Here is a 14,768-nt window from a genome sequence, read left to right as displayed (position 1 = left end):
CTTTTTATCGTTATTTTGTAATTTATTCACCGCATATGGTAATAACCCATTCTTTATATGAATCCCTACATCATCATTTGCGGATCGATATCCACATTGAACCATACATCTTGTTCTTTAGATACCGTGTCGAACTCCTTCATCGCTTCCGCCATCAAGGAGGACAAATCCGCCTCCCCCTTGCTCTTGATAATGCATTGGAATCGATAGCGATTTTTAATACGCGGGATCGGAGAAGCAACGGGCCCCAAAATCTCAATCGCGTTACCCGATCCATTTTGTGCATGGAGCCATCCCCTCTGCTCAGCCAACTCCTTCAGCCTGTGTGCAGCATTTTCTGCGACGCGCACCAGCAGCGGCAGCTGTTCATGGGTCATAGAGAGAAGGGCTAATCGGCAAAATGGGGGAACCATTTGCTGCCGCCGATGCCTAAGCTCTTCCGAAGCGAACGCAGCGTAATCATGCTGCGCAGCATGGATAATCGAGTATGCTCCGGAGCATAAGTCTGTACAACCACTTCACCTGGAAGTTGATGTCTCCCTGCACGACCTGCAACTTGCGTAAGAAGCTGGAACGTCTTCTCTGCAGCGCGGAAGTCCGGCATATGCAGTGCAGAATCCGCAGTGATAACGCCTACCAATGTCACATATGGAAAATCAAGTCCTTTCGCGACCATTTGCGTCCCAAGCAGTACGTCTGCTTTTCGTTCGCCGAACTGGGCAAGCAGACGTTCGTGCGAGCCCTTCTCCGTCGTCGTGTCGACATCCATCCGAATGACACGGATGCCTGGAAAGCGCTTGGCAAGCTGCTCTTCCACGCGCTGTGTTCCGGTTCCAAAATAACGTATATGCTCGCTTTCACAAGAGGGACAGATAACCGGCGCTCGTTCCGCGTAACCGCAGTAATGACAGCGCATATGCCCTGACTTCATATGATAAGTTAATGAAATATCGCATTCTGGACATTGAGCAACATATCCGCATGTTCGACACATGACAAACGTGGAGTAACCACGGCGATTCAACAGCAGAACAGTCTGTTCCCCCCGCTCTATCCGCTCCTTCAGCGCCTTTTCCAGCGGAGCGCTGAACATAGAACGATTGCCAATCTTCAATTGCTCGCGCATATCAACGATTGTCACGGGAGGAAGCTCTCTTCCGCCGACGCGCGTCGGCATGGCCAGCGGAGCCAAATCCCAAGCAGGCGGCTCAAGTCCTGACGGCGGGACTTCATACCCATGAAGCTTGGCCGCATAATACGTCTCCATGGAGGGCGTCGCCGAACCGAGCACAACAACGGCCCCATGCAGCCGCGCCCGCTCTATGGCAACGTCACGGGCATGATACTTCGGTGTTTCTTCTTGCTTATAAGAGGTTTCATGCTCTTCGTCCATAATGATGAGACCGATATGCTCAAATGGGGCAAATACCGCCGAACGGGCGCCAATCGCAACCTGTACGCGCCGTTCTCGAATTTTCCTCCATTCATCATAACGCTCCCCTTGAGATAGGCGACTGTGCATGACAGCCACCTTCGAGCCAAATCGGCCCTTAAAGCGCTCCACCATCTGGGGCGTCAGAGATATTTCCGGTACTAATACGATAGCTTGTCTTCCAGAACGCAGACAACGATCGATCGCCTGCAAATAAACTTCTGTCTTGCCGCTCCCCGTAACGCCGTGCAGAAGAAATGTCTGTGCATACTCCTTATCCAGCACTTCCGTAATTCGGCTCAGAACGCCCTGCTGCTCTTCTGTTAGAGCCAGGGGCTGCGTAGGCTTGAAGCGCCGGTCTGCATATGGATCACGCAGAACCTCAACCTCATCGACGACTACCAGGCCTTTGCCTTCCAGAGCTTTAACCGCAGAAGCATTGAGCGAGCGAAGCGGAAGTTCTCCGCCGAATTCAAGAAGCTGATAAAGCAATTCCTGCTGGCGGCGGGCACGAGAGCCAATATCCACAGCCGCTTGTTCAGCCTGTTCCGGATCGACAGCCAGACTCACTCGCTTCAGCTTCTTCACACCGATTCGATCTTTAATGCGCTCTGTCTCCACTAGCCAACCATGCTGCAGCGCCTCTTTGATCAGAGCAGCAGCATCTGGAAAGGCTTGCAGCAGCTTATCAGCCGCAATCGGCTCATGCCGATCCACATAGGCAAGCAATTTAGGGGTTAAGCTGTCGGCCAGCAGCTTATGCGGCATCAGCGCAAGCTGATCAGGAAGCTGCATGTCTACGTTTGAATGATCTTCATGCAGCCGTGCATGATGCATGTACAGCACCGCATCCTCACCAAGCTGTACGGCTTTCTCCCGCTTGCCCTTCATTGCTCCTGGGATCATAACCTGCAGCGCTGCCGTTAGGGTGCATACATAGCGATCACTCATCCACTGTGCGAGCTGGACCAAATCAGGAAGCAGCGGAGGAACAATGTCAAGCAGCTGCTGGATTGGCTTCAGTCTTGAAATCGGCACGTCCGTCATATCTGAGAGCCCGATGACAAATCCCTGCACAGTTCGTCCGCCAAAGGGAACTCCGACCCTGCTGCCGATTTCCAGCCAAGCCTTCATCTCCTGAGGAATTGCATAATCAAATGGACGATTCGTTGCCTTGCTGGGCACATCAACAATGACCTGAGCCACAGAGCTGTGAGATCCTTCACCCAAGATCGTATCTCCCACCGTTTGGAACAATGGTTGATGTTCAGACATCCAGTCATGTCCGCTACTCAATCGGATGCACCTCTTCAGTGCGTGCCTGTGCTCTTACCGGATCATTCATTCTTGACGCAGCAAGCTGCAATATCCGCTTGGCAACCCCGCTCTTCGCTATGAGCGGAACCCGTTCTACGAGACCTTCCGCGTCATAGATCGATACCTCATTATTATCAGATCCAAATCCACCTTCAGAGCGAGATACATCGTTTGCTACAATGAGATCAAGCCGTTTGCGGCGAAGCTTGTCTGCAGCATGCTGATCAACATGCTCCGTTTCGGCAGCGAACCCAACGAGGAATTGTTTCGATTTTTGACGCCCAAGCTCTTCTAAAATATCTGGATTCCGTTCCAATTCAATAACAAGGCGCTCCCCTGTCTTTTTCAACTTCTGTGGCGCCCGATTAACAGGGCGATAATCTGCTACCGCAGCCGTTTTTACGACAAGATCGATTTCAGGGTAGCGGCTCATCACTGCCTCGTACATATCCTGTGCAGATTCCACACGGACAAGCGTTACTCCATCAGGCGGGCATACCTGTGTTTGGCCTGCAACCACGATAACCTGAGCTCCCATATTTCGAGCTGCCTCCGCAATCGAAAATCCCATTTTGCCGGATGAATCATTCGTAATATAGCGAACAGGATCAATGCGTTCAACCGTTCCACCAGCTGTAACGAGTACCTTTTTGCCATACAGCAGTTGTTCTTCTTGTGCTGCAGCTTCTGGCGTTCCACCTAAACGATTCAAGGCTGCGCTTGCTGTCGAGCTATTCAAGCTAGATTCAACGGAAAGCGCATTAGAAGCCATCCACTGCTTGAGCTGTTCAATGATATGCTCAGGCTCCGCCATTCTTCCCTTGCCCGTATAGCCGCAAGCAAGAAGGCCCTCTTCCGGTTCGATGAACTGTACCCCGCGTTCGCGCAAAATCGACATATTGTTCTGAACAGCAGGATGGGTATACATATGTACGTTCATCGCTGGCGCAACAATGACAGGCGCTGTTGTAGCAAGCAGCGTTGTTGTCAGCATATCATCAGCAAGTCCATGTGCCATCTTTCCAATTACATTTGCCGTTGCCGGCGCAACCAGAACCAAATCCGCCCGATCCGCCAAGTCAATATGCGATACAACCGAGGCATCCCTCTCATCAAATGTATCTGTATATACAAGCTGACGAGATAAGGTTTGGAAAGTTAATTCCGTTATAAACTCCGTAGCAGATTTCGTCATAATGACGTGAACCTCTGCGCCTTCTTGCTTAAGCTTGCTGCATAAGGCAGCAGCTTTATAAGCGGCAATGCCTCCAGTAACTCCGAGCACTATCGTTTTCCCTTGCAACATTGTAACCCGCCTTTCCGTTCAGCCGATGCGGCTTTCGTCGCTGATCGTTCGTGACCGCCACACAATTCATCCGGTCAACATAGTCTCTGAACGTTAAATTTCTTTTAGGAATGATTGCTCACACAGCAGCACCTCGTTCCCTCACGTTGAAAAAAATAACAACCTTGCGGTTGTTATCCATTTTCATACATGTATGAATTTCCGTGCTGCGTGCACCGCCAGTTATCTAACTTAGTTTATTATCTAGCGTTCAGCTCATTGCACTACAGTGCTTATTCACCTGGCTGAAGTTGGGTATGGTCTTGTTCTGTGTGAATATAATCGCCATAAATTTCTTCCAAGGCTACGCCCACTTGTTTATGGGATTTCGGGTTTTTCAACTCTGTACGTCCGCCCTCACGCAACTGGCGTGCGCGACGAGAAGCGGCAACTACTAAAGAATATTTACTGTCAACCTTTTTCATCAATTCATCAATGGAAGGATAAAGCATGGTTCAGCACTCCTTTTTTCATATCCTCGCTTCTGACAAACATCCAGCAGACAATATATGCCGTCTATCTGCGCTTTAGAAGCTGCTCTCTTCTAGCAACCGTGACAAGGCACACTTCCTATTGAAAGTGCGCCTTGCTGCAGTTTATTCATTAGTCTTAATCTTACAATGTTCGGCAATGATGATGCTCTCTATACGCTTGCATGCAAGATCAATCTCATCATTCACGACTGCATAATCGTAGTTCTCCATTAACGCAATCTCTTCAACAGCTACGTTCATGCGGGAATCGATAACATGCTCCTGCTCTGTGCCGCGTCCGCGAATGCGATCCTTCAGCTCGTCGAGCGACGGAGGAAGCAAGAAGATGAATATTCCATTCGGGAACTTCTCCTTCACCTTCATTGCGCCCTGCACTTCGATTTCCAAAATTACATCCCGGCCTTCGGCCAACTTCTGTTCCACGAAGTCGCAAGGCGTTCCGTAATAATTGCCCACGTATTCCGCATATTCAAGCAGGCGATCTTCCTCAATCATCTGCATGAATTCCTCGCGTGATTTAAAGAAATAGTTAACCCCGTCTACTTCGCCAGCACGCGGCTTGCGTGTCGTTGCAGACACGGAGTAGGTAAGATCGTTGGTCTTCTTCAATAAAGCTTTGCATACTGTGCCTTTGCCGACGCCAGACGGGCCGGACAGCACGATTAATAACCCCTTCTTCATCTTCGTCTCCATCTTATTCGTCGTTGTCGTCATCCTTTGTAGATAGACGGTGAGCTACCGTTTCAGGCTGTACTGCGGACAATATGACATGATCGCTGTCCGTGATAATTACAGCACGCGTACGCCGACCATATGTAGCGTCTATAAGCATATGACGGTCTCGAGCCTCTTGAATGATTCGCTTAATTGGAGCCGATTCCGGACTCACAATCGAAATGATACGGTTGGCAGATACGATATTACCAAAACCGATATTAATTAGCTTAATCGCCATTACAGGTCCTCCCTCTACTTTCGAGCGCTCCTAAAATTATTCAATATTCGCTGCTTGTTCGCGAATTTTCTCCAGCTCCGCTTTCATTTCCACGACGCGGTTCGTTATTTCCAAATGATTTGCCTTGGAGCCGATGGTGTTCGTTTCGCGGTTCATTTCTTGTACAAGAAAATCAAGCTTGCGTCCTATCGCTTCATTACTTCCGAGCAGTCGTCTAAACTGTTCGAAATGGCTCTTCAGCCGCGTCAATTCTTCATCAATGTTAGAGCGTTCCGCAAACAGTGCCACTTCCATTGCGAACTTATGTTCATCAAATGGAAAGCTGGCATCCAACAGTTGTTCGATACGTTGTTTCAGTTTCGCTCGATAATCGGTCACAACGACCGGAGCCCATTCTGTGAGTTCCATATGAAGCAATTCCAACCGGCTCAGTCGTTCCGCCAAATCTCGGTTGAGGTGGCTGCCTTCCATGGCGCGCATCTTGCACAATCCGTCCATTGCTTCCAGCAATCCTGATTCCAGAGAAGCAGCAAGCTCCTCCTCCGACCAAGAGGTTAACTCTCTAACCGTAAACAAATCAGGAAGCGAGAGCATGTCGGTAACCGACAAATCTCCCGCTACACCATACTCACTTTGAACTATTGCAGAAGCCTGAAGATACGCCTCGAGCGTATGCCGGTTCAATTCTACTACCGACTTGACTTCACCATTCTGCTCCTTATTGATATACACATCGATTCGGCCGCGGCTAACCTTCTGCTGAACGATGCGCCGAAGGCGATCCTCATAGCATGTCCACTCCTTCGGCAAGCGAAGCACAGCTTCGCAGTATCGATGGTTGACAGATTTCGCTTCAAACGTTATCTTATAACCGCCAATCTCGCGGTTAGATTGACCGTAACCAGTCATACTATAGACCACGGGCACCACATCCATTACCCTATTTTAATTGATTATGTCAGACGATACAAGGGGTCTGCTTGGCGTTCCGCTTTTTCCCATACATACTGGGTCAATTCAGCCGTCATTTCATAGAACATGAACGGCGTCATGAAGTAGATGCCCTTAAAATGGGTAAGCGCGACATCCAACAGCTCCTTCGCGATAGCAACGCCTTCCTTCCGTCCTGCTTCCCCTTCTAATCCGTTCATTCTTCTGCGTACATCATCAGACAATTGAATGCCAGGAACCTCATTGTGAAGATACTCTGCATTCCGTCCGCTAGCCAGCGGCATAATTCCGATAAATACAGGAACATCGAGATGTTTCGTTCCCTCTGCTATCCGTTCGATCAAACCAACATCATACACGGGCTGCGTCATAATATAATCCGCGCCTGCCTCGACTTTCCGTTCTAATCGAGCAATTGCCTTATCCAGATGCTTCACATTCGGATTGAAGGCGCCCCCAACGACAAAGTTTGCCTTCTGCTTCAACGGCTTGCCCGAGAATGCCAAACCGCTATTTAATTGTTTGATCATCCGTATGATCTCGAAGGAAGTCATGTCGTACACCGAGCTCGAATCGGGAAGATCTCCGAATCGGGCAGGATCTCCGGTTACGGCGAGCACATGGTCAATACCTAAGGCATGCAGCCCCATCATGTGAGATTGGGTTCCGATGAGATTGCGATCTCGACATGCAATATGGACAAGCGGGCGAATTCCGATTTTATCAAGTGCCATATAGCCGAGTGCCATATTGCTCATTCTTGTAACGGCAAGTGAATTGTCCGCCAAAGTAAGAGCATCGACCCCCGCCTCTTTCAATATTTGCGCACCCTTCATGAACTTCGATATATCCAGATCGCGAGGCGGATCCAGCTCTACAATGACCGTATGGCGGGATCGTACCATGTCGACTATCGATTCTTCTGCATCATGCCCATGCCCGCAGCCGTCGAAGCAAGCAGCACCGTCAGGCCAGTGCAAGGATTCCGCTTCCTCTTCGATGCCAATGCTTTCCGCGGGTTGTACAGGAAGCTCCGGAACCTCCACGTCATGCAGCGCTTCTACAATGGCTGCTACATGCTCAGGCGTTGTTCCGCAGCAGCCGCCGATAATCCGGGCACCCATCTGTACGAACTGAACCGCGCTCTGCGCCATATATTCTGCAGTAGCCACGAAATTGTAGCGGCCATCGACATAATCAGGGAGACCCGCATTCGGAAATGCGGACAGCGGCAGGTCAATACGTCCTTGGACACCTTCCAGTGCGCGCAGCACGCCATTTGGACCCATGTGGCAGTTCAGGCCAACTACATCGGCGCCATCATCTCGCAGGACGCGGAAGGCCTCAAGCAAGCTTTTCCCGTCCTTTGTTCTCCGAGATTCTTCCACGGCAAACTGACATATAACAGGAACATCATGATCCAGCTCGCGCACAACTTGCAGGGCGAGACGCATCTCCTCCAGATCATAAAATGTCTCGAACATAATCCCGTCAACGCCTTCTTCCAGCATGGCGGACAACTGTTCATGATAATCCCGAATGACTTGATTCGTATGGACATTCTCGCGTTTCCCTGCTCGAATAGAGCCCAGCGCACCTATGACATAAGCACGATCCTCCGCCGCTTCGCGAGCAAGACGGACAGCCGCTCTATTAATATCCTTTACAAGATGCTCTTTGCCATGTCTATACAGCTTCTCACGATTCGCAGTAAATGTATTCGTCTCAAGCAATTGCGCACCTGCATCCACATACTGCTTATGGATATTGCGGACAACATCCGGATCACTAACATTCAGTATTTCATATGAGATGCCTACAGGATACCCAAGTTGATACAAATACGTCCCCATTGCACCATCGCCAATTATGATCTGCTCGCGCAGCGCTTCCCGAAAGTTCTTCATCCTGTCTCGCACCCCAATCTCCCATCGTTGGTGAATCCTCTGTGTATAGTGGTAACTCGCTTAGTAAACATTCTATCAAGAAACCGCGGTTCATCAAGTAAAATCGCCTATTTTATTCCGCCTTTTTTGAAAAAACTCAGAAATTCCACCAAAATACTAAGAAATGATTGCCCATTCTGCCTATGTAAAAGGGCCAGCCGCATCATTTTTGCAGCCAGCCCTTGCCTACGCATAACCGATTTTGGATTCGCTTGTTACTCGTTCCTTACTTCCATTCTCCTTCAAATACAAACGTCGCCGGACCTGTCATATAGACATGGTTATCCGCTGGATTCCATTCTATAAATAAGTCCCCTCCAGCAAGGGATACGGTTGCCGCCCGGTCTGTCAGTCCATTCAGCACACTCGACACAAGCGTAGCGCAAGCTCCTGTTCCGCAAGCAAGCGTTGGCCCAGCCCCACGTTCCCACACCCGCATCGTGACATGATCGCGAGTATCGATGGAAGCAAACTCAACATTGATGTTCCGCGGAAAATAAGAATGACTTTCCAACAATGGACCCCAAGCGTGTATATCAAATGTTGCCGCATCATCCACAAAGATGACACAGTGCGGATTGCCCATCGATACCGCCGTAAATGAAAATGCATGGCCGCCTGCTTCAATCGGCTTGTCAACGATTGTCGCTTCATCAAATATGGTCGGTACCCGTAGCCCATCCAGCACAGGCTCACCCATATCTACGCGCACAGCATGGACGCTTCCATCCTGGCGAATGATTTGTACACGCTGGATACCTGCCCGAGTTTCAATCGTCAACTCATCCCGATTAACGAATCCATGCGCTACAACATAAGTCGACACGCAGCGTATCGCATTGCCGCACTGTTCAGCTTCTGTTCCATCTGAATTGATAATTCGCATCATCACATCAGCAGATTGGGAAGGCAATATATATACAAGACCGTCTGCACCAATTCCGAAGTGGCGATCACAGACTGCAATCGCCAACTCCGATACGTTAGCTGGGAGCTCCTGCTCTCCATAGACAATTACAAAATCATTGCCCAATCCGTGCATCTTCGTAAATTTCATTATAATCAACCTTTCTTACGGCAAACTCAGTTTGCATTATTAACCGCATTGATCCTATTTATAACAATACAAAGTTTACCGTATCAAGGCTGTTCAATCTATAAACCTAGTGGAAAAATATTTGTACTATTCGCATGATTCACATTTATACCGACATTACATTACGGAAGTAATGGCACAAGTAGCAGCAACATCACGCTGCTCTACGGTTAGACGTATATGCAGGTTTAGCACCGCTTGGACGTCCCGGTTTCGTGCCGGTCAGCACAGATCCGATGCCCATCAAGAAAGTTGGTATGCCGGCCATGACGAATGTAATCGCCCAGTCTCTAAAGTTAAGTGGTACCGTTTTAAATATTGGCTGCAAAGGCTCAATGTAAAGCACGCCAAGCAGAAGAAGAAGCGATGAGGCCACTGCCAGCACCAAATAACGATTTTGGAAAAAATTCCGATGGAAGATTGAACGAGAACTCCGGCAATCGAATACGTGAATGAGCTGAGCAAGCACGAGAGTCGCGAACGCGACCGATTGAGCCTTTGTAAGCTGCGCAGCACTGTCTGGATTCACACTCCATGTGAGCCAAAATGCAATCAGTGTGCACACCCCGATCAAAATACCGCGGCTAATAATTTTCCAGCCCAATCTGCGTGAAAAAATGCTTTCCTTTGCGGAACGCGGCCGATGCTCCATCAAATCCTTCTCCGGCTGATCAACGCCAAGCGCCATTGCCGGCAGACCATCGGTCACCAGATTCACCCACAGAATCTGAATCGGTACCAGCGGTAGAGGTAGCCCTAATATCATTGCAAGGAACATCACCAAAATTTCCCCAACGTTCGATGCCAGCAAGTAACGAATAAATTTTCGAATATTTTCATAAATGCCGCGGCCCTCTTCAATAGCAGCTACAATCGTAGCAAAGTTATCATCACTTAAAATAAGCGACGAGGCCTCTTTCGTTACATCGGTACCTGTTTTGCCCATTGCAATTCCAATATCCGCTGCCTTAATCGCCGGCGCATCATTGACGCCATCACCCGTCATCGCAACTACATGCCCGTTGCGCTGCAAAGCCTTAACTATCCGCAGCTTATGCTCAGGCGATACCCTCGCATATACATAAGCATTGTCCACAACCTTATCCAACGCATCGTCATCCATCATTGCCAGTTGTACCCCGCTCATCGTCAACCCGCCGCGAGGAATGATTCCAAGCTGGTTGGCAATCGCTTCAGCGGTCATCTGATGGTCTCCGGTAATCATCACCGTCTTAATTCCAGCACGTCTGCAAACAGCGATAGCTTCTCTTGCCTCTCGGCGCGGCGGATCAATCATGCCGGCTAAGCCTGTGAACACGAGTTGAGCTTCTACTGCGTTTTCGTTTTCTTCATTCTCTCTTGGCTTCATTTCGCGATAGGCAAGCCCGAGCACACGCAGTGCCTGCTTCGCCATCGCCTCGTTAGCAGCTAATGCCTTTTGCTTCAGCGTAGCCGTAAACGGAACGACCTTGCCGTCCCAAAGCGCATAACTGCAGCGCTCCAGCAACACGTCAGGCGCGCCCTTAACCAACACGAGGCGGCCGCCCTGGTGTTTCACAATGACAGACATACGCTTCCGATCCGAATCAAACGAAATTTCTCCAATGCGCTCATACGCTGTTGATAGCGATTGCGGTGTCATTCCAAGCTTCGCTGCCAGCACGAGCAGCGCTCCCTCGGTCGGATCCCCTTTAATATCCCATATCGGCTTAAGCTCTTCTTTCTCTTTGTCTGATGCTTGCTTGCCGCCCTTGCCTTTCTTGCGATCAGACAGTACAGAAGCTTGATGCTCGGTTGGATAAGATTCGATAATGGTTGCATTATTGCACAGGGCACTAATTTGCAGCACGCGGCGCAGTGACTGATCATGCTTCAAATCAAGCTGTTTGCCCTGCTCCGTAATTTGTCCCATCGGCTCATAACCTTCGCCGCTAACCTCAAGTGAACGACCGCCTGTCCAAATGCGGGTAACGGTCATCTTGTTTTGAGTAAGTGTCCCGGTTTTGTCTGAACATATTACAGAAGCGCATCCAAGCGTTTCCACAGATGGAAGCTTGCGCACAATAGCCTTTCGCTTTATCATTCGCTGTACGCCTAGTGCAAGCGCAATCGTGACTATAGCCGGCAAACCTTCAGGAATCGCAGCAACAGCCAAGCTGACACCTGCCAAGAACATCGTCATTGTCGGTTGTCCATGCAAAATCCCAGCTACCACAACCAGTACCGTTACCAGCAAGGCTACGACAATCAAAATTTTGCCTAGCTGCTCGAGCCGGTGCTGAAGGGGGGTATCCATCGACTCCGTATTCTCAATTAGATCGGCGATTTTCCCCATCTCAGTGTCCATACCCGTACGAATAACAATGCCCTTACCAGAGCCCCGCGTAACCATCGTCCCCATAAAGCCAATATTTTTCATATCCCCTAGCGGAAGTTCTTCCTTGTCTATCGGCCTGGAATGCTTGCCGACCGGTACGGATTCACCTGTTAACGCTGATTCCTCAACATAGCAGCTATGTGTCTCAATCCAGCGAATATCGGCAGGTATACGATCTCCACTCTCCAAAAACACGATATCTCCGGGCACAAGTTCACTCGCAGGCACATTGCATAACTGCTTATTGCGAAGAATGTTAGCGGTAGGTGCAGACAGCTGCTTCAACGCGTGCAACGATCGCTCTGCTCGGAATTCTTGAATGAAACCAAGCACGCCATTCAGCGTAATGATTGCAATAATTGTTATAGCATCAAGATACTCTCCAAGTATCCCAGATACGAGCGTTGCGCCAGCAAGCACCAGCACCATGAAATCCTTAAACTGGTTCAAAAATAACGTGATCGGCGAGACACGCTCTCCCTCTGCCAGTTCATTCGATCCAAATCGTGTATGGCGCGCTGCCGCTTCTTCGTCAGAGAGCCCTTCTTCCCGGTGGACTCCCAGCGTTTGAAGCAGTTGCTCCGAGGATGACTGGTGCCACTTCATTTGATCCATGGTTCTTACCCCTTTCCATTACCGTTATTGTTCCATAGGGAAGCCTTGCGAAAGTGTCCAAGCAGATACCCTCTACGCTAAAGGTATTCGGACGAGTCCGAAAATATCCCAACGATCCAATAGACACTTAAGTTTTGATCGAAAATATGGCATGATAGGAGTTACAAACAACATACATTGGCTCAGTCATACGAGCTTTTGTCTTAACACGAAGGATGATCGATTCCCTTAGTAGCGAGGGTGCCATTTGCCCGTATCCTTATGCAGCAAATCTTGCTGCGGCGGCCTTGCTAAGAAATTGAATATAAATAAGATAGGAGCTTTAATACGATGTCATTAGATGGAATTGTAACCCGTGCCCTTGTCGATGAGCTGCAGCAGACGATAGGCGCCCGCATTCATAAACTATATCAACCTACCGAACACGACCTAATCCTGCATATCCGAACTGGCGGGAAAAATCGTAAATTGCTGCTCTCTGCCAACCCGACGTATCCGCGCGTTCACTTTACGGAGCATTCTTATATGAACCCGCCGGAGCCGCCAATGTTCTGCATGCTTATGCGCAAACATTGTGAAGGAGGCGTTATCGAGAAAATCGAGCAGATTGGACGAGAACGCATTTTGCATATTACCGTTCGTTCTAGGGACGAGTTGGGAGATGAATCACAGAAGAAGATTATTATTGAGCTGACTGGCAGACACAGCAACATCATTATCGTCGATCCAGCATCTTCTACGATTATTGATGGTATTCACCATGTAACACCTGCTATTAGCAGCTTCCGCATTATCATGCCTGGGTTCGCCTACACGGCACCGCCAGAGCAGCACAAGCTGGATCCGCTGTCTGTAGAGCCATCCGTCTTTGAATCTTTATTTTTGGAACACATCGAAGCTTCACCTGAACAAATTATCGATTTCAAATTTTTATCCAAATGGCTTGTGCAGCACTTCTCCGGTGTAAGTCCACGACTGGCTGATGAGATCGTCTGGCGTACAGGCCTGTTTACTGCACTAGATGGCCAAGAACTGACGGAAGCTACAGCAGAGCAAGAACCGCGTACGCCTCATACGGTGGTTCTCCGCTTGCATGAAGTATTTTTACAGGCAATGGACGATGTCTCTCAACAACGGTACAAGCCTACTTTGCTTGTAGATCAGCGAGGCAAAACTTATTTTTCTGCGCTGGAAATTACCCATATCAACGGCGAGACTCAGTCTTTTGATACGATGAGTGAATGTATGGAGCATTTCTATGGGGACAAGGCCGAACGCGATATGATTAAGCAGCGCGTCGGGGATTTGTTCCGGTTCCTGCAGCAGGAGCATGCGAAGAACACGAAAAAATTAGACAAGCTGGAGGAGACGCTGCAAGATGCGCAAGATGCTGATCGATTCCGCATCATGGGAGAGCTGCTGTTTGCTTCCCTGCATATGATCTCCCGAGGCGACAACGAAATTACGCTTATTAACTATTACGATGAGAACGGTGCATCCATCACGATCCCGCTTGACCCGCTACTTGCCCCTTCAGACAATGCGCAGCGTTATTTCAAGAAATACAATAAAGCTAAAAACAGTATTGCCGTGGTACAAGAGCAAATGACAGCCGCGCGGGAGGAAAATCGCTATTTCGAGACACTGATGCAGCAGCTTGAGGATGCAACTGTGCAAGATGCACAGGAAATGCGAGAGGAACTTGTAGGGCAGGGCTATTTACGTGATCGCGGCCGCAAGGATAAGCGGAAGAAGAAGGATAGTCGCCCAACGGTATACTGCTATACTTCATCTGAAAATATCCCAATCTATGTGGGAAAAAATAATTTGCAAAACGAGTACGTAACCAATCGTCTCGGCAAACCGAATGATACTTGGCTGCATACGAAAGATATACCAGGGTCACACGTCGTCATCCGCAGCGAACAATTCGGAGATGCGACTCTAGAAGAGGCTGCCCAACTCGCGGCCTATTTCAGCCAAGCGAAGCACTCCAGCCAGGTGCCTGTCGACTATACGCTTATCCGCCATGTGCGCAAGCCGAACGGAGCCAAGCCTGGATTCGTCATCTATGAGCGGCAGAAGACGCTCTTCATCACGCCTGACGCCAAGCGCATTGAAAGCATGAGCCTAACAGTCAAGCAAGGCGGCTAATCACTCCTTTGCGCCATAGCGGCCTTGAAATACAAAAAAGACCTGCTAAGTCAGCAGGTCTTCTTCTCTATACGACGATACGAAAA

9 protein-coding genes and 1 pseudogene are annotated in these 14,768 nt (G+C 49.3%); 1 reads left to right on the top strand and 9 read right to left on the bottom strand.

Going from position 1 to position 14,768, the window contains the following annotated elements:
* Positions 1-65 precede the first annotated feature (65 nt).
* The 9 genes and pseudogenes from priA to PAV_RS16640 form a co-directional block, all read right to left on the bottom strand.
* Positions 66-2,707 (bottom strand): annotated as a pseudogene (gene priA, locus PAV_RS16680) (primosomal protein N').
* Between the two features lie 13 nt (positions 2,708-2,720).
* Positions 2,721-4,055, bottom strand: a complete 1,335-nt coding sequence (coaBC, locus tag PAV_RS16675) for a bifunctional phosphopantothenoylcysteine decarboxylase/phosphopantothenate--cysteine ligase CoaBC (RefSeq protein ID WP_005548262.1) — start codon at positions 4,053-4,055, stop codon at positions 2,721-2,723.
* Between the two features lie 272 nt (positions 4,056-4,327).
* A complete protein-coding gene (rpoZ, locus tag PAV_RS16670) occupies positions 4,328-4,546 on the bottom strand; it encodes a DNA-directed RNA polymerase subunit omega (protein ID WP_005548260.1) in 219 nt (72 codons plus the stop codon).
* 144 nt (positions 4,547-4,690) lie between these two features.
* Positions 4,691-5,269, bottom strand: a complete 579-nt coding sequence (gene gmk, locus PAV_RS16665; protein ID WP_005548258.1) for a guanylate kinase — start codon at positions 5,267-5,269, stop codon at positions 4,691-4,693.
* A gap of 13 nt (positions 5,270-5,282) precedes the next feature.
* Positions 5,283-5,543 (bottom strand): extracellular matrix/biofilm regulator RemA, encoded by a 261-nt coding sequence (gene remA / locus PAV_RS16660; RefSeq protein ID WP_005548256.1) that lies wholly within the window; start codon positions 5,541-5,543, stop codon positions 5,283-5,285.
* Between the two features lie 36 nt (positions 5,544-5,579).
* Positions 5,580-6,464 (bottom strand): YicC/YloC family endoribonuclease, encoded by an 885-nt coding sequence (locus tag PAV_RS16655; protein WP_005548243.1) that lies wholly within the window; start codon positions 6,462-6,464, stop codon positions 5,580-5,582.
* A 32-nt stretch (positions 6,465-6,496) separates the two neighbouring features.
* Complete coding sequence (locus PAV_RS16650) at positions 6,497-8,401, bottom strand: bifunctional homocysteine S-methyltransferase/methylenetetrahydrofolate reductase (RefSeq protein WP_040736018.1); 1,905 nt, start codon at positions 8,399-8,401, stop codon at positions 6,497-6,499.
* A 265-nt stretch (positions 8,402-8,666) separates the two neighbouring features.
* The gene (gene dapF / locus PAV_RS16645) at positions 8,667-9,497 is read right to left on the bottom strand and encodes a diaminopimelate epimerase (protein ID WP_005548239.1); all 831 of its coding nucleotides are present in this window, start codon (positions 9,495-9,497) and stop codon (positions 8,667-8,669) included.
* A gap of 193 nt (positions 9,498-9,690) precedes the next feature.
* Complete coding sequence (locus PAV_RS16640) at positions 9,691-12,528, bottom strand: calcium-translocating P-type ATPase, SERCA-type (RefSeq protein ID WP_005548237.1); 2,838 nt, start codon at positions 12,526-12,528, stop codon at positions 9,691-9,693.
* A 330-nt stretch (positions 12,529-12,858) separates the two neighbouring features.
* On the opposite strand from PAV_RS16640, the gene PAV_RS16635 reads away from it, so the two are divergent.
* On the top strand, positions 12,859-14,682 hold the full coding sequence (locus PAV_RS16635) for an Rqc2 family fibronectin-binding protein (protein ID WP_005548235.1): 1,824 nt from the start codon (positions 12,859-12,861) through the stop codon (positions 14,680-14,682).
* The last annotated feature ends 86 nt before the right edge of the window (positions 14,683-14,768 follow it).

Origin of the sequence: Paenibacillus alvei DSM 29, from assembly GCF_000293805.1 — a bacterium.
Classification (GTDB): domain Bacteria; phylum Bacillota; class Bacilli; order Paenibacillales; family Paenibacillaceae; genus Paenibacillus_B; species Paenibacillus_B alvei.
Note: the sequence above shows the minus strand (reverse complement) of the source record. Positions and strands in the feature narration are given on the sequence as shown.

Coding starts and splice junctions, on each gene's coding strand:
- coaBC (WP_005548262.1), bottom strand. CDS start 4,055: ATGTTGCAAGGGAAAACGATAGTGCTCGGAGTTACTGGAGGCATTGCC.
- rpoZ (WP_005548260.1), bottom strand. CDS start 4,546: ATGCTTTATCCTTCCATTGATGAATTGATGAAAAAGGTTGACAGTAAA.
- gmk (WP_005548258.1), bottom strand. CDS start 5,269: ATGAAGAAGGGGTTATTAATCGTGCTGTCCGGCCCGTCTGGCGTCGGC.
- remA (WP_005548256.1), bottom strand. CDS start 5,543: ATGGCGATTAAGCTAATTAATATCGGTTTTGGTAATATCGTATCTGCC.
- PAV_RS16650 (WP_040736018.1), bottom strand. CDS start 8,401: ATGAAGAACTTTCGGGAAGCGCTGCGCGAGCAGATCATAATTGGCGAT.
- dapF (WP_005548239.1), bottom strand. CDS start 9,497: ATGAAATTTACGAAGATGCACGGATTGGGCAATGATTTTGTAATTGTC.
- PAV_RS16640 (WP_005548237.1), bottom strand. CDS start 12,528: ATGGATCAAATGAAGTGGCACCAGTCATCCTCGGAGCAACTGCTTCAA.
- PAV_RS16635 (WP_005548235.1), top strand. CDS start 12,859: ATGTCATTAGATGGAATTGTAACCCGTGCCCTTGTCGATGAGCTGCAG.